The 19,256-nt window shown below is 33.4% G+C and carries 14 protein-coding genes; 4 read left to right on the forward strand and 10 right to left on the reverse strand.

The genetic code is table 11. From position 1 onward, the window contains the following. Nucleotides 1-140: 140 nt before the first annotated feature. Together nagE and D9V42_RS01075 are read right to left on the reverse strand one after the other, a co-directional pair. Nucleotides 141-1,637: an N-acetylglucosamine-specific PTS transporter subunit IIBC gene (gene nagE / locus D9V42_RS01070; protein WP_122062536.1), complete on the reverse strand. Its 1,497-nt coding sequence runs from the start codon at nucleotides 1,635-1,637 to the stop codon at nucleotides 141-143. A gap of 180 nt (nucleotides 1,638-1,817) precedes the next feature. Continuing rightward, the gene (locus D9V42_RS01075) at nucleotides 1,818-2,438 is read right to left on the reverse strand and encodes a lysophospholipid acyltransferase family protein (protein ID WP_122062808.1); all 621 of its coding nucleotides are present in this window, start codon (nucleotides 2,436-2,438) and stop codon (nucleotides 1,818-1,820) included. Between the two features lie 166 nt (nucleotides 2,439-2,604). Here D9V42_RS01075 and D9V42_RS01080 point away from each other — a divergent pair, with 166 nt between their 5' ends. Further along, nucleotides 2,605-3,900: a S1C family serine protease gene (locus D9V42_RS01080; protein ID WP_122062538.1), complete on the forward strand. Its 1,296-nt coding sequence runs from the start codon at nucleotides 2,605-2,607 to the stop codon at nucleotides 3,898-3,900. 307 nt (nucleotides 3,901-4,207) lie between these two features. Here the strand turns inward: D9V42_RS01080 and tyrS are convergent, their stop codons facing one another. Further along, nucleotides 4,208-5,470 (reverse strand): tyrosine--tRNA ligase, encoded by a 1,263-nt coding sequence (gene tyrS, locus D9V42_RS01085; RefSeq protein WP_122062540.1) that lies wholly within the window; start codon nucleotides 5,468-5,470, stop codon nucleotides 4,208-4,210. Nucleotides 5,471-5,856: 386 nt separating this feature from the next. Between tyrS and D9V42_RS01090 the strand changes: the two genes are divergently transcribed. Then, on the forward strand, nucleotides 5,857-6,756 hold the full coding sequence (locus D9V42_RS01090) for a biosynthetic peptidoglycan transglycosylase (protein ID WP_107555150.1): 900 nt from the start codon (nucleotides 5,857-5,859) through the stop codon (nucleotides 6,754-6,756). A 215-nt stretch (nucleotides 6,757-6,971) separates the two neighbouring features. Here the strand turns inward: D9V42_RS01090 and D9V42_RS01095 are convergent, their stop codons facing one another. Continuing rightward, nucleotides 6,972-8,639: a formate--tetrahydrofolate ligase gene (locus D9V42_RS01095; protein WP_122062810.1), complete on the reverse strand. Its 1,668-nt coding sequence runs from the start codon at nucleotides 8,637-8,639 to the stop codon at nucleotides 6,972-6,974. Nucleotides 8,640-8,954: 315 nt separating this feature from the next. Beyond that, a complete protein-coding gene (gene acsA / locus D9V42_RS01100) occupies nucleotides 8,955-10,664 on the reverse strand; it encodes an acetate--CoA ligase (RefSeq protein ID WP_107555151.1) in 1,710 nt (569 codons plus the stop codon). Between the two features lie 180 nt (nucleotides 10,665-10,844). Here acsA and D9V42_RS01105 point away from each other — a divergent pair, with 180 nt between their 5' ends. Then, on the forward strand, nucleotides 10,845-11,477 hold the full coding sequence (locus D9V42_RS01105; protein ID WP_107555152.1) for a GNAT family N-acetyltransferase: 633 nt from the start codon (nucleotides 10,845-10,847) through the stop codon (nucleotides 11,475-11,477). Between the two features lie 13 nt (nucleotides 11,478-11,490). Beyond that, nucleotides 11,491-12,648 carry an acetoin utilization protein AcuC gene (locus D9V42_RS01110; protein ID WP_122062542.1) on the forward strand — a complete coding sequence of 386 codons (1,158 nt, stop codon included), beginning with the start codon at nucleotides 11,491-11,493 and terminating at the stop codon, nucleotides 12,646-12,648. A 259-nt stretch (nucleotides 12,649-12,907) separates the two neighbouring features. On the opposite strand, the gene ccpA is transcribed toward D9V42_RS01110, so the two are convergent. From ccpA to murC, 5 genes are all read right to left on the reverse strand, one after another. Further along, nucleotides 12,908-13,897, reverse strand: a complete 990-nt coding sequence (gene ccpA, locus D9V42_RS01115; RefSeq protein ID WP_122062544.1) for a catabolite control protein A — start codon at nucleotides 13,895-13,897, stop codon at nucleotides 12,908-12,910. Nucleotides 13,898-14,384: 487 nt separating this feature from the next. Beyond that, complete coding sequence (locus D9V42_RS01120; protein ID WP_029377026.1) at nucleotides 14,385-15,476, reverse strand: bifunctional 3-deoxy-7-phosphoheptulonate synthase/chorismate mutase; 1,092 nt, start codon at nucleotides 15,474-15,476, stop codon at nucleotides 14,385-14,387. A 422-nt stretch (nucleotides 15,477-15,898) separates the two neighbouring features. Beyond that, nucleotides 15,899-17,296 carry a hypothetical protein gene (locus D9V42_RS01125; protein WP_122062545.1) on the reverse strand — a complete coding sequence of 466 codons (1,398 nt, stop codon included), beginning with the start codon at nucleotides 17,294-17,296 and terminating at the stop codon, nucleotides 15,899-15,901. Between the two features lie 80 nt (nucleotides 17,297-17,376). After that, on the reverse strand, nucleotides 17,377-17,871 hold the full coding sequence (locus D9V42_RS01130) for a DUF948 domain-containing protein (protein ID WP_107555157.1): 495 nt from the start codon (nucleotides 17,869-17,871) through the stop codon (nucleotides 17,377-17,379). Nucleotides 17,872-17,941: 70 nt separating this feature from the next. Further along, a complete protein-coding gene (murC, locus tag D9V42_RS01135; protein ID WP_122062547.1) occupies nucleotides 17,942-19,255 on the reverse strand; it encodes a UDP-N-acetylmuramate--L-alanine ligase in 1,314 nt (437 codons plus the stop codon). Nucleotide 19,256: the final 1 nt, after the last annotated feature.

Consider the following 19,256-nt stretch of genomic DNA (forward strand, 5'->3'; position numbering starts at 1 on the left):
ACAAAAGAGCAATGCATTTACAGTGTTTTGTTAAACAAATCAACAGTTCTTTTTACAAGATTCAGCTATTAAAAAACACCTAACCAGGCTGAAATCATATTATAAATTTCAGCGAGTTAGATGTCTAAAATACCTTTATTTTAATTTTCCATTTGAAGTTCTATTTCATCAGCAACTTGTTGGACTTGAGTTCCAATGATAACTTGTGTATTGTGTTTACCACTCTTCGTTACACCAACAGCACCGGCACCTTTAATCTTAGCTTCATCAATCACATTATTATCATGTAATTCCATACGTAATCGTGTAGCACAGTTTGTTAATGTTACAATATTTTCTTTACCGCCTAAGCCTTCTAAGATTTGGCTAGCTGTCTTTGAATATTTACCTGTTTGTGATTTTCCTGTACTTGAAGTCTCAGGCGAATCTTCGGCATCTCCTGTAGTAGCTTCATCGGATGTTGGATCAGGTAATAGATTATCACCACGACCAGGCGTATTTAGTTTCAACCATTTGATTGCAAATCTAAATACGACGTAATAAATAACAAAGAATACAAGACCTTGAACCATTAACATCATCGGATGGTTTGCTACTGGGTTAATCAACGATAATAAAAAGTCAATTAATCCCGCACTAAATGAAAATCCTGCTGTCCAATGGAATAAAGCGGCTATAAACAAAGATAAACCCGTTAACGCAGCATGTATTAAGAATAATAGCGGTGCTACAAACATAAATGAAAATTCAATAGGTTCCGTAACTCCAACGAAAAACGCTGAAATAGCTCCACCAAACATTAACCCGTAAACTCTTTTCTTTTGTTTTGTTTCTGCTGTATGATACATCGCTAATGCGGCGGCTGGGATACCAAACATCATTACCGGGAAGAAACCGGCCATATAACGTCCTGTAACACCTTGAACTGCGCCATCACCAGTTTGGAATTTTGCAATGTCATTAATACCAGCTAAATCAAACCAAAATACCGCGTTTAATGCATGATGTAGTCCTGTTGGAATTAAGAGACGATTGAAAAATCCATACAAAAATGCCCCTCCAGGTCCTAAATCTAATATCCACGTCCCAAAAGTAACAATGCCTGAGTACACAATTGGCCAAACAAATAACATAATAACTGCTATAAATATGCTGAAAAACGCAGTTAAAATAGGTACCAAACGTTTCCCACTAAAGAATGATAACGCTGTTGGCAATTCTGTTGTGCTAAATCTGTTATACGTATATGCTGCCACTAAACCAATAACCAAACCAATTAAGACATTTTGATTATTCATTTGTTCAAATGCTGCATTAACACCAGATTCTTTCACGCCTAATAATGGCGCTAATTTTTCTGGGCTCAGTACAACTGTCGTTAAGAAAAAACCAACGGCTGCCGCAAGTGCAACTGCGCCATCATTTTTCTTCGCCATACCTAATGCAACACCAATTGCAAATAAAATACCCAATTGTTCAAGAATCGTTGATCCTGCCGTAGAGAAAAAGGCAGCTACTGTAGGCAATATGCCAAGTGCAGTTAATGCATTACCTATACCAACGATAATGGCTGCTGCTGGTAATACAGCTACAGGTAGCATAAGTGATCTTCCTAAACGTTGAAAGAAACTATACATAAATATTCCCCATTTCAAAATAAATTCCCAAAAAAATCACCACATGCACAATATTGTCCACGTGGTGTTTGTAAACCCTTTACTAACTGTTATTGTACAGTTATATAATAACATATGATTTAAAGATTACGTATCAAAAATAAAAAAAGTCTAATTATTCCAATATATTAATATTTTTATTTAGTAATTTTTTACATAGTCATTTAATTCTGACTGTAATTGAATGGTTCTTTGCTCTAATTCTTTAGTTAAATACTCTAATTTTTCATTACGCTTCATGTCTTTTGGAAGATGTTTAGTTTCTATTGGTTCACCAAATCTGATAATCGCTTTTCCAGTAACCAACCCTTTTATTTCTTTTGGTCCAACATAAGCTGCAGGTAAAATCGGCGCTTGTGCCATCATCGCTATAGTTACAGCCCCTCTTTTCATTGGTGAACCTTCATCATACTTCATGCGATGTCCTGTTGGAAAAATACCAACAGTTTTATTTTCTTTTAACAGTTTTATCGGTTTTTTTAATGTGCTTGGTCCAGGATTATCTCTATCTACTGGAAATGCATTTAACGACGATAAAAATTTACCAAAAACTTTGTTATTAAATAGTTCTTTTTTAGCCATATAATGTATTTGGTTAGGATAAATTGCTGTGCCTAACATGATTACTTCATTATAACTCTCGTGCGTACAAGTCACTACATACCTATGAAGTTGAGGTATATTTTCTTTTCCTTGAACTTCTAACGAATTACTCAATTTTATAATAATAAATTTCAACAAACCACTTATAAATTTATACATTTTTGCACCTACTTCATTTTGCTTATCTTTCCCCATTGATTTTATCATTTAGTACGATTATGGACAAGAAGATTTATATTTCAGTCTAAAGTCGTATAGTGGTATACTAGAAAAAGTTGCACAAAACTTTCATAATAGGATATATAGTATTAATTGGAGGTAGAATATGTCAGAATTTAACAATGAGCAAAATACAAACAACAACCAAAATTACCAACAAAACATAGAGCAATACACCTCAAATAAACGGATAAGGCAAAAACCTAAATTCCCATGGTTTAGAACAGTTATAGTTGCCTTAGTCGCTGGTATCATTGGAGCCCTTATTGTCTTAGGTGTCGGTAAACTAATGGAAACTACAGTATTAAACGATAATGGCTCATCTGTAAATGAAGCGTCAAACACTGGCAACGGTGGAAATACGCTTGATGGAAAAAGCGAAAAGTATGATTCCGTCAATCAAATGATTAATGATGTTTCTCCAGCAATTGTTGGTGTCATCAATATGCAAAAAGCTCAAAACCTAGATGATTTATTAAAGGGTAAATCTTCGAAAGCGCAAGAAGCCGGTGTAGGTTCTGGTGTAATATATCAGAAAAATAACGGTTCTGCGTACATCGTTACTAATAATCATGTAATAGATGGTGCGAGTGAAATCAAAGTTCAACTTCATAACTCTAAACAAGTAGATGCTAAATTGATTGGTAAAGATGCATTAACTGATATGGCAGTACTAAAAATTAATGAAACTAAGGGTACAAAAGCAATCAACTTTGCCAATTCTTCAAAAGTTAAGACTGGAGATAGTGTATTTGCCATGGGTAACCCATTAGGCTTAGAATTTGCTAATTCCGTAACTTCTGGAATTATTTCAGCAAGTGAACGTACAATTGATACACAAACATCAGCTGGTTCCAACAAAGTCAACGTACTTCAAACAGATGCAGCCATAAACCCAGGTAACTCTGGTGGTGCCCTTGTAGATATCAATGGAAATCTAGTAGGTATAAACTCAATGAAGATTGCTAATGAACAAGTGGAAGGCATTGGCTTTGCTATACCAAGTAACGAAGTTAAAGTTACGATTAAAGAGCTAGTAGAAAAAGGTAAAATTGATCGTCCTTCTATAGGTATTGGGTTACTCAATGTCAGCGAAATTCCAGACGAATATAAAGATCAACTTAAAACATCACGTAAAGATGGCGCATACGTAGCAAAAGTTGATGGTGATAATGGTCTTAAAGAAGGCGATATTATTACAGCAATTGATGATAAAAACGTTAAAGAAGATACAGATATTCGTTCTTATCTTTATGAAAATAAAAAACCTGGTGATTCAGTGAAATTGACTGTTGAACGTAAAGGTAAACAACAAACAGTAGATGTAACATTAAAAAAACAAAAAACAACATCACAATCTTCTGAAGGGTCAAGTGAAGAAAAAAGCTCACCGTTCAATTAATACCATCTAAGATATTTGTAAATTATTAAACAGAATGTGCTTAGGACTGTATAAACCTCGCTCGGTTTTACCTCCTTTGCACATTTTTTATAGCCTTTTTAATTTAATTTACGCATAAATCACTTTCCATACAATAATTACAGAATGCCCTCTTGCTTATTAAAAGCGCGAGAAAAATTATCTTGAACTCATATGTATTATAGTTTAAGGTCTAATCAATATTGACCAGCGTTTAATCAATCTCAAATTTAACTATATTAAAAAGCAGCAATCTACTAGATTCAAATAGACTGCTGCATAAAAATGATTATTTATAATTAACCATAAAGTATTTTTTCTTACCTCGACGTATAATTGTAAACGCATCTTCAATCTTATCATCGTTAGTAAGTTCATAATTAACATCTTTTTGTCTTATACCATTGATGTAAATAGCACCATTATTTACATCTTCACGTGCTTGTCGCTTAGAAGAAGAAATTCCAGCTTCAACGATTGCTTCTACAATATTTGTCGTCTCTTGATTTAATTCTACTTGTGGCACATCTTTAAATCCTTCTTTTAATTCCGTCGCAGAAAGTGATTGTAAGTCCCCTGCAAATAAAGCTTTAGATATACGTATCGCATCGTCTAAAGCAGCTTGACTATGAATAAAGCGTGTTACATTTTCGGCCAATGCTTTTTGTGCTTCACGTAAATGAGGTGCTTCATTTAATGATTTTTCCAATGCTTCAATCTCTTCTTTTTCTAAGAAAGTAAAGTATTTTAAAAACTTGATTACATCTTCATCTGTCGTGTTAATCCAAAATTGATAAAATTCATAAGGGCTCGTTTTGGCAGCATCTAACCAAACTGCACCACCTTCAGTTTTACCAAACTTTTTACCATCTGACTTCACAACTAATGGAATTGTTAACCCATAAGCCTCAGTTTGACCATACATACGGCGCATCAATTCAATACCACTCGTAATATTTCCCCATTGGTCCGAACCACCAACTTGAATTTTACAATTATATGTTTTATTTAAATGTCCGAAGTCAATCGCTTGTAATATCGTATAGGTAAATTCTGTAAATGAAATACCGTGTTCTAAACGTGTTTGAATAGAATCTTTGGCTAACATGTAATTTACACCTACATGTTTACCATAATCACGTAAGAAATCAATTAAAGAAATTTGGCCTAGCCAGTCCTTATTATTAACTAATTTAGCACCTTTTTCAGTACCAAATTCAAAAATTTTGTGCATTTGATTACTGATTCCTTGTACATTGATTTCTACTTGATCTTCGGTCTGTAATTTACGTTCTTCTGATTTACCTGAAGGATCACCTATCATACCTGTTCCACCACCAATTAATACAAGTGGTCTATGTCCATGTTCTTGGAAGCGACGCAATGTTAAGAATGGTAATAAATGCCCAATGTGCAAACTATCTGCTGTTGGGTCTGCACCACAATATAATGTGACTTGCTCTTTATTTAATATTTCTTCTATACCAGACTCATCAGTTTGTTGATAAACCAAGCCTCTCCATTTTAAATCTTCTAATAGTGCATTTGCCATTGTATCAGCCTCCTGTTTTAATTTATGATTTCGTTTCGGATAAAAGTTTTGCAATAATAACGTTACCTTTGTTAAAAATTAAAAAAACGCCCTTACAAATTAATGTAAGGGCGCATGCGCACGGTACCACCATACTTAAGTCAAACAACTTTATTAATGATACGTTCATTAACTAAAACGTTTGGATTACTTTAATTAATAAGGTGTATTCACAAAATGTGCAACGTTAGTTCACAACAACCACTAACTCTCTGAAGATAACACAAGAAGTTACTTCTCCTTTATCCAAAAAACGATATCGAATTGATACTAATTATAAGTAACTATAATTTAAAAGTCAATATGTTAATTTATGTTATAATATTGCATACATAAGGAGGCTGTATATGACGCATCAAACAGTTGAAAATCAGCATCAACCATCATGGTTTGATAAATTTGAAAGCATCTATAAAAAACTGAAACATATTTTCATCGGCTTGTTTGCGATACTAACATGTACCTCGGTGATTATATTAGCAATGACTGTTTTTTATTTTCAAAGTATTACAAAAGAAGCAATACATATGTCTGACGACGATTTAAGACTTAAATTACTTTACATTGTCGGTAGTCAAGATATAGATTATGACAATAAACATATTTTAACTGAGTATAACGAATCCATGAACACCTTAATTGTTGGACCTAAAAATGTTAACAAAAATGTCATCAAAGCATTAACCGCTTCAGAAGATAGTTTGTTTTTCAGACATAATGGCATTTTACCTAAAGCTTTGGTTCGAGCAGTTGGCCAGGATATTTTTAATACTGAAAGTGCCACTGGTGGCAGTACAATAACACAGCAACTTGTTAAGAATCAATTACTAACAAACGAAAAAACATATAACCGAAAAGCGAATGAGTTAGTTCTATCAATGCGAGCTGAAAATTTATTGACCAAAGATGAAATTATATTTACGTACTTAAATATCGTACCATTTGGACGTGATTATAATGGCTCAAACATATCCGGGATAGCTTCAGCTTCATATAGTTTATTTGGAAAGCCAGCATCAGACTTAAATATTGCTGAATCGGCCTATTTAGTAGGTTTATTGCAAAGCCCTTATTTTTATACACCCTATGAAGACAATGGCAGTCTAAAATCGGATACAGATATACAAATTGGTCTAGATAGACAACATTATGTATTAAAACGAATGTTAGTAGAAGGGAAAATCACAGAATATGATTATAAAAGAGCTGAAAAGTTCAATATTCGCCAACACTTATTATCAAAATAAACGCTTTGACTTAAATTACTATAGCTAAATTTAAGGGAGTAGGATTGTGAAACCATTCAAGCAACTATGATTTCATTCCTACTCCCTTATGTATTATCATTTTATCAATCATAAACCAAATGAAAATATTTTATACTTAATGTAACTATTAAAATTTAGTTATCGCAAATCATTTTCTATAGTCATTATTTATACAGTATCAAGCGTTAGTAATTTTAGAATAATCCAACTGCGTGGCCATCATCAGTCACATCCATATTTAAAGCAGCTGGTTTCTTAGGTAATCCAGGCATAGTCATAATTGCACCTGTTAGTGCAACAATAAATCCTGCCCCTGTTTTAGCTTCTAATTCACGGATTGTAATTTCAAAGCCCTCAGGTGCACCTAATTGCGTAGCATCATCACTAAATGAATACTGCGTTTTAGCCATACAAATTGGATAATGATCCCAACCATTATCTTTGAATTGTTGTAATTGTTTTTGTGCTTTACTACTGAATGTCACTTTTGAACCACCATAAATTTCTTTAACAATCGTTTCGATTTTATCTTCTAAAGGTTGTTCTAAATCATATAAATGTTTAAATGTTTGTGGTTGTTCTATAACTTCTAATACCTTATTAGCTAAGTCGATGCCGCCTTGGCCACCTTTTTCCCATACTTCAGTTAAAGCTAGACGAACACCATGATCTTTTGCCCATTGTTGCACAAATTCTGTTTCTGCATCTGTATCATGCACAAATGCATTTAATGCTACAACTGGTTCTAATCCATATTTTCTTACATTTTTAACATGACGTTCTAAGTTAACGATACCAGATTTCAATGCTTCTACATTTTCTTCTTTTAAATTATCTTTTGCTACACCGCCATGCATTTTAATAGCACGGATTGTTGCAACTACAACAACTGCTGAAGGTTCAAAACCTGCTTCACGTGCTTTAATATTAATGAATTTTTCTGCACCTAAATCAGATCCAAACCCTGCTTCTGTAACAACGATATCCGCTAAGTCTCTTGCAGTCTCCGTAGCTAATATAGAGTTACAACCATGAGCAATGTTAGCAAATGGTCCACCATGTACAAGTGCTGGTGTGCCTTCAATAGTTTGTACAAGATTAGGTTTAATCGCATCTTTTAATATCATAGCTAATGCGCCTTCAACTTTTAAATCTGCCACTGTCACTGGTTTACGTGAACGAGTATAACCAATTGTGATATTACTAATTTTTGTTTTCAAATCATTTATATCATTTGCTAAGCAGAGAATTGCCATGATTTCAGAAGCTACAGTAATATTGAAACCATCTTCACGAGGTACGCCTTGAGTCGGGCCGCCTAAACCAACAATCACGTTACGTAATGCACGATCATTCATATCTAAAACACGTTTCCACTCGATACGTCTTTGATCTATTTCTAACTCGTTCCCCTGATGGATATGGTTATCAACAAAAGCTGATAACGCATTATTTGCAGTTGTAATAGCATGAAAGTCCCCATTAAAATGCAGATTGATATCTTCCATAGGTAGCACTTGAGCATAACCGCCACCAGTAGCACCACCTTTAATACCAAAAGTTGGCCCTAAAGCTGGTTCACGTAGTGCAACCATGACATTTTGTCCAAGTTGATTAAATGCATCAGATAAGCCAACTGTAACTGTTGATTTCCCTTCACCTGCTGGCGTTGGACTCATAGCAGTTACTAAGACTACTTTGCCCTTGCCATTTTTTTGTTGAACTTGATTAATATCAATCTTTGCTTTGTAATGACCATAAGGCTCTAATGCATCCGCTGGAATACCAGCTTTCTTTGCAATTTCCCCAATTGGTTTTAATGTAGATTGATTTGCAATATCTAAATCAGATAAATGTGTCAAATTCATTCGTCCCTTCTAAAATTAATTTTTAAATCAATAATCACTATATATTTATCATATATACTACTGACAAAAATAAATCCTTACATACTTTATATTAACCAACTTAAGTTGCGTTGTCGACTTTTATAGATAGCGCTTCCACTATCGCAAGTGTAATATTAAAAGTTTAGGTTATATAAACACTATTTTCTTTCTAATTGAAAAAACCTTTATATCTCTTATATGTTAAAGAGATATAAAGGTCGTTTAGGTTAAGTGCTATATAACTTACTATTCAAGAATAACAAGTTCTATTTTTGAATTAGTTTTTATTTAATCTTCCATGGTACTTAAATCACCTTCGGGTAAGTCAAGCTCCCATGCTTTAAGTACACGACGCATAATTTTACCTGAACGTGTTTTTGGTAACTTATCTTTAAACTCAATTTCTCTTGGTGCAGCGTGTGCAGCTAAGCCTTCTTTAACAAATTTACGAATTTCTTCTTTTAATTCATCTGATTCATCATATTCAGGACGTAATGCGACGAACGCTTTAATAATTTCTCCTCTGACAGGATCAGGTTTACCAATGACGCCCGCTTCAGCTACTGCTTCATGTTCTACTAATTTGGACTCTACTTCAAATGGACCTACGCGTTCTCCAGCTGTCATAATTACATCATCTACACGTCCTTGGAACCAAAAATATCCATCTTCGTCTTTATAAGCTGAATCACCAGATACATACCAATCACCAATGAAATAAGAATCGTATTTTTCTGGGTTCTTCCAAATGGAAACCATCATAGATGGCCATCCTTTTTTAATTGCAAGATTTCCCATTCTATTTGGTGGTAATTCATTTCCTTGGTCATCAATAATTGTTGCTTCTACACCAGGTAGTGGTTTACCCATAGATCCTAACTTAACGTCCATAGAAGGATAATTCACTATCATATGGCCACCAGTTTCAGTCATCCACCATGTATCTAGTACACGTTTACCAAAGACATCTTTAGCCCATTTGATGACTTCAGGATTTAATGGTTCACCAACAGATAAGATGCTTTTAACTGATGATAAATCAAATTTTTCAATTATATCATCACCCGCACTCATCAACATTCTTAATGCTGTAGGTGCTGTATACCATATAGTAACTTTAAATTCTTCAATCATTCCATACCAAGCTTCTGGTGAAAATCTACCACCAGCAATACAGTTTGTAACACCATTTAACCAAGGACTAAATATCCCATACGATGTACCAGTTACCCAACCTGGATCGGCAGTACACCAATATACATCATCTTCTTTAAAATCTAATACGTATTTTCCAGAGATATAATGTAATAACATAGCTCTTTGTGCATGTAATACACCTTTTGGTTGTCCTGTAGAACCTGAAGTGTAATGTAAGATTAAACCATCATCTAAAGATAACCATTCAGTCTCAAATTGATCACTTGCTTGCTCAAATTCAGTATTAAAATCAACGTAAGCGTCATCTACTTCATCATCTACCACTACAATAGTTTCTAAATGTGGTAATTTATCTTTTGGTATTCTCGGTAGTAACGCATTCGTAGTAATTATAACTTTAGCTTCACTATTCTCTAATCTATCGCCAACTGCTTTTTCCATAAACGCTTCAAATAATGGACCGACAATAGCACCAATTTTTAACGTTCCAAAAAGAGCAAAATAGAGTTCCGGTGTTCTCGGCATAAATACAAAAACTCGATCCCCTTTTTCAACATTAGCTTTATTTTTAAGCACATTTGCAGCTTTATTAGCATTTGCTTTCATTTCGTTAAAAGTATAACTTTCTTTACGTTGATCATCTTTATAATGTAAGGCAATTTTTTCCCCTTTACCTTCATCAACATGACGATCAATACATTCATGTGCCATATTCACATTTCCTGTGTCATACCATGAAAATGACTTTTCTACCTCTTTCCAATCAAATTGATTATATTCTGTTTCATAGTTTTGAAGGTTAAAATCTCCACTTTCCCCTTTATATACTTCTACTTTCATTTTAAATCCCCCTCTGAATGAAATCGTCTCTTCAAAAATTATTATAACTAACATTTTCAAAATTTTCAAAATAATAAGTGTAAGCGAATTCATTTACATGTTATTTTATTCAATTATCACTTATAATATAAATAATAAGATTGATTACAGAATACCCATGTGGTAGTTTGGAGTGAAAAAATGAAACATATTAAAACGTATCAATCCCAAACATATCAGTTAGACGAAGGACAGTTTGTCATTGAAGGCCCTATTCCATGTAGTAAACTTGAAACAATGACATTTGATGAAGGTTTATCTGCCTTTCGCCCACCGAAAGATCAATTTGAAGCAGTTAAAGAAATCAGTGAATTAGAAGAAGGTAGAATATTTATATTACGTAAAGAACAACACATTGTTGGGTATGTGACTTTTCATTATCCTGATCCTTTAGAAAGATGGTCGAGCGGTGATTTAGAATACTTAATAGAATTAGGCGCAATTGAAATCAGTTTACCTTATAGGCATTTACATTTAGGAAGTGAATTGATTAAAGTTAGTCTCGCTGCAGATGAATATGAAGACTACATTGTATTAACGACAGAATATTATTGGCACTGGGATTTAAAAAATTCTGGCCTCGATGTATATGAATATAAAAAATTAATGCAAAAACTTATGGGATATGGGGGCCTTGAGATTTTTGCAACAGACGATCCAGAAATTACGAGTCATCCAGCAAATTGTTTGATGGCTAGAATCGGTTCAAGAATTTCTATTGACCAATTACAAGCATTTGATGATATTAGATTCATGAATCGATTTTTCTTTTAAAGGGGAGAAAAATATGAGTAATATGCAACAAGCAACAGGTTATGTTTACGCTAATGAACTTTTACAATATCGTTTTAGTAATAAACATCCATTTAACCAAATGAGATTAAAATTAACGACAGAACTACTTATGGAACTAGGACAATTAAAGCAACATCACATTATATCACCCAGAATTGCAACAGATGATGAATTATCGCTAATACACGCCTATGATTATATACAAGCAATAAGGCATGCTTCTCATGGTATTTTAAATGAAAATGAAGCTAAAAAGTATGGCTTAGATGGAGAGGATACACTTCAATTTAAAATGATGCATAAACATAGTGCGCGCATCGTTGGTGGTGCGTTAAACTTAGCAGATCAAATTATGAGTGGTACCTTAACAAACGGTTGTCATTTAGGTGGTGGTTTACATCATAGTCTTCCTGGCCGCGCAAATGGCTTTTGTATTTATAACGATGTTGCCATTACAATTGCATATTTAATGAAAAAATATAATCAACGGGTTCTTTGTATCGATACGGATGCTCATCATGGGGATGGTACTCAATGGAGTTTCTACACTAATGACCAATCATTAATCTATTCCATACATGAAACAGGAAAGTTTTTATTTCCAGGTTCAGGTCATTATACAGAGCGTGGCGCCGAAAAAGGATTTGGCTATACGGTGAATATACCGTTAGAGCCTTATACTGAAGATCAGTCCTTTTTAGATGTTTTTAAACAAACCATTGAACCCGTCGTAGCATCATTCAAACCAGATATTATTGTAAGTGTACATGGTGTGGATGTACATTACCTTGACCCACTCACACATATGAGTTGCACATTAAATACACTTTATGAAATACCATACATTATCAAATCACTAGCTGATACATATACACAAGGTAAGGTTATTATGTTTGGTGGCGGTGGCTATAATATATGGAAAGTTGTGCCACGTGCATGGTCTCATGTATTTTTAGCATTGATAGGAGAACAACCTCCAACAGGTAGCCTTCCAGAACGATGGCTTAGCAAATGGCAACCTTATGCTACTTGTGCGCTACCTACCAATTGGAATGATGATAAAGAAAATTATATAGAAATACCTCGAAGAAAAGAAATAAGTGAGATTAATATGAAACAGGCTCAAAAAATATTGAGTTGGTTCGAATAAGGTTACAATAACCAAATTGAAACGTAAAGATTTCAGGGCATAAAATATTGTTGCCGTTTTATAGCACACCTATTGCTCGGATTAATTGTATGTGTAAAGCTATAGAAGCTCGAAACATGCTATATCCTAGCAAGTAAGTACAACCGAATCACAAGATTTCAAATAAAAAAAGAGCTAACCAATTATGGCTTAGCTCTCTTATTTTGAAGAGGGAAATGAATGTCCTCACTTCTATTTTGATTTAAAATAAACATATAAGTTATTTTGTAGTGCCTCTATATTCAATTCTGTGAGGTAAAATGACATTAGGCTCATCAATATCTTCTTCATTCATATATTTAGTAAGTAATCTCATGCCAACTGCACCTATGTCATACAACGGCTGAATAACACTAGAAAGCTGTGGTCTAACCATTTCAACAAGTCTTGTATTATTAAAGCTAACAATTTGTAAATCAGCCGGAACATTTACGCCAGCGTCTTGAGCAGCATGCACCAATCCGATAGCTTGTTCATCACTGATTGATAAGATTGCATCCGGCTTTGCAGTCGCTAATGATTCAAACGCACGTAACCCATCTTTATAGGTTTCATTTCCATTAAAGATTAATTGCTCGTCTAATTCTAATTTATGTTGAACTAATACATCTTTTAAGCCTACTAAAACATCTTCTTGTGCTTTCTTAGAATAATCTCCACTTACAAAGGCAAATGATTTAGCGCCTTTTTCGATTAAGTGCTCTGTTATTTCTTTAGCAGCAGCTTCAAAATCGATATTAACTGATGAGATGCCTTCGTCTTTACCATTCGTACCAGAAACAACTACTGGTACTGAGGATTTATTAATTAAATCTTTTATTTCTTCAGAGATTGTACCTCCTAAGAAAATAATACCATCCACCTGTTTACTTAACAGATTATTAAAAATTTCTTTTTCCTTACTTGGGTCATTATCAGAATTTGAAATAATAGAATGATATTTATACATTGTTGCGATATCTTCTAAACCACGTGCTAATTGTGAATAATACACATTTGAGATATCTGGAATAATAACGCCAACTGTTGTTGTACGTTTACTTGCTAATCCTCTTGCTACTGCATTTGGACGATAGTTTAACTTCTTAATAACTTCGTTTACTTTGTCACGTGTTTCAGGCTTAACATTTTGGTTGCCATTAACTACACGAGAAACGGTTGCCATAGAAACTCTAGCTTCTCTAGCTACATCATATATTGTAACAGTCATATTTTCCTCCTTGAAAGCGATTTCTTTATTATTATAATCTGTTTTCATAACATTTTCAAAGTTTACCACATTTTTAGAAAATGTAAAATCATTTTGTTTTGATTGTTATAATGTTTTTCATTCCATAGTATTAAAAATCCTGCTTATATTATATCTTTTTAATTCCTACTATAATCTAACTTGATAGAATTAAAGATGTAAAAATGCTACACAAATTTATATATAAAATAATATTGAATGTAATACTTGAAAATAAATGATGTAATGTACACAGATAATCTCATATTATTGCTAAAATGCAAAAAGAGCGAGACAGACATCTAGTTCATTTAAAAAGAATACGTCGTCTCACCTTCGGAAGAAATACAAAAGGTTGATCAGAGCTGAAAATTGAATAAACGCCTCACTATCTCAATATCATGATTAAGGCTGAGACAATTAAATTTGTCCCAGCCTTATAGCAATGTTGCCTCAAACTTTGCAACTATTATTTAAGTTTTTTACTGTTATACATATCTGCAAGTGGTTTAATTTCATTGTAGAATTTATCAAATTCATTGAAGTCCATTTGTTGTCCGCTATCACTTAATGCAACAGATGGATCAGGATGTACTTCAGCCATAATGCCGTCAGCACCAACTGCTAAACCAGCTTTTGCCGTTGGAATCATGATATCTTTGCGTCCAGTACTGTGCGTAACATCAACCATTACCGGTAAGTGCGTACCTTGTTTTAAGATTGGTACAGCAGAAATATCTAAAGTATTTCTTGTTGCTTTTTCATATGTGCGGATACCACGTTCACATAAGATAATATTTTCATTACCTTGTGAAGCAATGTATTCAGCTGCATATATAAATTCTTCAATTGTTGCTGATAAGCCACGTTTTAATAATACAGGTTTATTTGAACGTCCTGCTTCTTTAAGTAATTCAAAGTTTTGCATGTTACGTGCACCAATTTGGAATACATCTAAGTATTCATCAGCTACTTCAAAGTCTGCTGGGTTAACTATTTCACTTACGACGTTTAAGCCGTATTTATCTTTAGTATTTTTAAGTATTTTTAGACCTTCAACACCTAATCCTTGGAAGTCGTATGGAGAAGTACGTGGTTTAAATGCCCCACCTCTAATGAATTTTTCTCCTCGAGCTTGTAAATTAGCTGCAACGGCATCAACTTGCTCTTGGGATTCTACTGAACATGGTCCAAATACAAATGATTTGTTGCCATCTCCAATAATACCTCCATTATCAAATTGAACAATAGTATCTTCTGGTTTTAATTTTCTAGATACATATAAGTGTTTTTCATTTTCAGATTTTTGTAAATCAGTAGAGGCTTTAAAAATTTCTTTAAATAATTGTTTGATTACATTGTCATTGAATGGTCCTTCGTTCTTATCTAATAATTGATTAATCATTTCTTTTTCACGTTGAGGATCATATACAAGCGTGCCCTGTTTACGTTTTTCCTCGCCTATTTTTTGTGCTATTTTACCTCTTTTAGATAATAGCCCTAAAATCTCTTCATTAATCTCAACTATCTCGTCTCTGTATTCTTTTAATTTGTCTGTCATTTTTATTCACCTCTACGAAAAATTTAAAAAGCGATATTTTATTCTGCTTTAAAGCGATAAAATATATGTTAAACGTTATTCTAACAATAACTACCTAGAAGTTCAAGTAGCGATTGAAAAAAATCACTTTAAAAGTGAATAACATTAATGATAACTGAGTTTTCAGTCAATATCTAGGCCATTTTTACACTATTATATGTTTTTCAATATTTCTTCATAATAGCAATTTAAATCATCTATGTATAAAATTTAACATTCAACAAGAAAGTAAAAAGCGAAATGCAAGTATGTATAGCATTTAATTAATAGACATATCAATTACAAAGAATTGTTCGATAAATAATCTAATCATTGCTTCAAATAACATCAACAAAAAGGATCCAAAACAATTATTATGTCTTGGACCCTTTTTATTGATTAAATTAATCATTGAATGTTCTTTTATCAATTTTACTTTCAGCTTTTTCTGCCTTATTCATTTGTGGTCTATTTTTTGTATACGTTTTTTTTGTTGATTTACTTTTAGTTGGTTTTGTCTTTTTGTCAGTAGTCTGGGCATCATCATGGTTAATAATTCCATCATTTGATTTAGTGGATGAATTATTAGCAGCTTGCTGTGTACTACTTTGTCCAACTGATTGTTCACTTAAATTTCTACTAGCATTTTCATGAACAATAATACCATCTTTAAATGTTACCGTCTTATGTGTTTGTTTAACACGTTGTTCAGCTGCTGTTGGCTTTGGAATTTCTGTTGTTGTTGCTTTTTTATTACTTTTGTCTGCACTATTATCCACTTTATCAGTAGATTCTACTGCATTTCCAACATTAGGAGTAATTAAAGTTGGCACAGAGTGATGTTTAGCTTGCTTTGGCGATTCTGGTACTAATAAATTAGCAGTATTCTCCGCTATATTTTGATTATTATTAATTGCTTTATGTTTGTTATTAGCTGCTAATGCTAAGCCTGATGCCGTAACTGTACCAGTAATCGCTGCTGTAGACTTATCTTTATCATGAGAAGAAGATTCATTAGTTGCTTCTTGCGTTACTAAATTTGGTGCGGCTTTATCTGATTGCTTTGGTTTATTATCTTCATTAGTCAGTTTTGAAGTGTTTTCTGAAACCTCTGCATCATTATTCAATGCTTCTTTTTTATTTTGTGCCGCGCTTGCTAAGCCACCTGCAGCAATGGCACCTCCTGCAGTTGCTGCAGCTGTTTTGCCATTGATGCCATCATCTTGAGGTGAGTCATCTGCAGTGTTTGTGTTAACCTCTGAATCATCCGATGTTTCTTCTTTTATAGCTTCTTGTTGAGCATTGATTTCATCTTCAGTTGGTTTAGCATCTGGGTCAATATGTTCAGTAGATAAATGATTGGATGCTATATCATCATGATTTTTTTCACTTTTTGCTTCTTGTTGTTCTTGTGCTTCAGGTGACATATTAGCTAAATCATTATCAGATGCTTCTTTTTGGATGGCAACTTTTTGGGCTGCTAATGCTTCATCTGTCACTTCAGTGTTATTATTTTGAGATTCTGCAATCGTTGATTTCAAACCCGCTAATTTATTTTCAGCATCTTGTTGTTCTTGTTCACTTTGTGCAACAATATTCGATTTAAATTGTTCTTTATTATCTGGAACATTTTTATTAGAAGATCTAGATTTACTAATGGAAACTAAACCTAAAGCTGAACCAATGACAGCACCTACGATAAATCCATACACAAATTCATTTCTGGCACCTTTAGTAAAATATTCTGGTACTTGATAACTTTCTAAGTTTCTTTCATAATTATCTCGATTATAGTATTTCATAATTGAATGCCCCCTATAACAAATGCACTTAAATAAGTTTCAAACCTCATTTAAGTGCATTTGTTTTTTAAATATATGAATTATTTGTTATCTACACGTGTAGTATAGCTATGATTTGCATCGTTTGCTACACTGCTCGCTTTATAATTTGCACTATCTCTACGATTTCTTCTGTTTTGCCATTTATCAGCAACTTCCATTGCTACATTTGACCATTGTACAACTTGAGAAATTTTATCTTCATTTTGAGAAATATTGTGCGTAATTGAGTTTGTAACTCGATCAACTGAACCATTTAAAGTTTGTACAGAATCACCGATACCTTTAACAGCATCAACTACTGAATTTAAACGATCTGATTTATCTTGAATATCTTCAGTTAAGCGATTCGCTTTGTGAAGTAAATCTGTAGATTCACGTGTAATACCTTGAATTTGCCCTTCAACTCCATCAAGTGTTTTAGCAACGTGATCTAAATTCTTCTTAACTGAAAGTAATACTACAACGATACCAATTACTAATACTAGAAATGCAATCGCCGCAATAATTCCAGCTATAGGTAAAATCCATTCCATTAAAAACGCCTCCTATTAATCATATGTTGTTATTTAATATAAATACCCCCATCATTTTAACATAAACATACTAAAATGACGAAGTGACACCAACTTTTTCCATATAAGCACGTTGAATTTTTTGTATATCGCCAGCACCCATAAATAGAATCACTGAATTACTATATTGTTCTAATATGCTTACACTTTCCTCATCGATTAGTTTTGCGCCATCGATTCTTTGAATCAAGTCTTGAATTGTTAAATTTCCAGTATTTTCTCTTATAGAACCAAAAATTTCACATAAGAACGTTGTATCAGCTAAACTTAAGCAATCTGCAAATTCATCTAAAAATGCTTGAGTTCTACTAAACGTATGAGGTTGAAAAACTGCAATAACTTCTTTATTAGGGTATTTCTTTCTCGCTGTTTCAATTGTAGCACTAATTTCTCTAGGGTGGTGCGCATAATCATCAACTAACACTTGATTTCCAATTTTTGTCTCGTTGAACCTTCTTTTCACGCCACCAAACGTCTCTAACGCAGCTTTGATATTATCTACGTTTAGGCTCTCTAAATAGCTAATTGTAATTACAGCAAGACCATTTAGAATGTTATGGTCGCCAAATTGTGGTGAAAGGAATGTGTCATAGTATTCGTTTTTAATGTAAACATCAAATTGAGTACCTTTTTCACTAATTTTTAAGTTATCTGCATAAACATCGTCATCTTTAGAAAAACCATAATAGTAAACTGGCACGTCAGCTTCAATTTTTCGTAAATGCTCGTCATCACCCCATGCAATGATGGCTTTTTTCACGTTCTGTGCCATTTCTTGGAACGCATTAAATACATCATCAACATCTTTAAAATAGTCCGGATGATCAAAATCTATATTTGTCATAATCGCGTAATCTGGATGATAACTTAAGAAATGTCTACGGTATTCACAAGCTTCGAATGCGAAATAATCACTTGCTGGTATACCTAAGCCAGTGCCATCACCGATTAGGAATGACGTCTTTTTATCACCATTCATAACGTGTGATAATAGACCTGTAGTAGATGTCTTACCATGTGCACCTGTAACTGCTACAGACGTATATTGATTGATAATATGACCTAAGAAGTCATGGTAGCGAATAACTTCAACTTTTAATTCATGTGCGCGTACAATTTCTTCATGTGTGTCTGGAAAGGCATTACCTTGCACGATGACCATATCTTCTTTTATATTATCTGCATTGAAGGGTAAAATTTTGATACCATTATTTTTTAAAGCTACTTCTGTAAAAACATAATTTTGAATATCTGAACCTTGAACTTCATTTCCAAGATCACGCATGATTTGTGCTAATGAACTCATACCGGCACCTTTTATGCCAACAAAATGATAATGTGTCATA

The sequence above is a fragment of the Staphylococcus pseudoxylosus genome (assembly GCF_003697915.1).
GTDB classification, from domain to species: domain Bacteria; phylum Bacillota; class Bacilli; order Staphylococcales; family Staphylococcaceae; genus Staphylococcus; species Staphylococcus pseudoxylosus.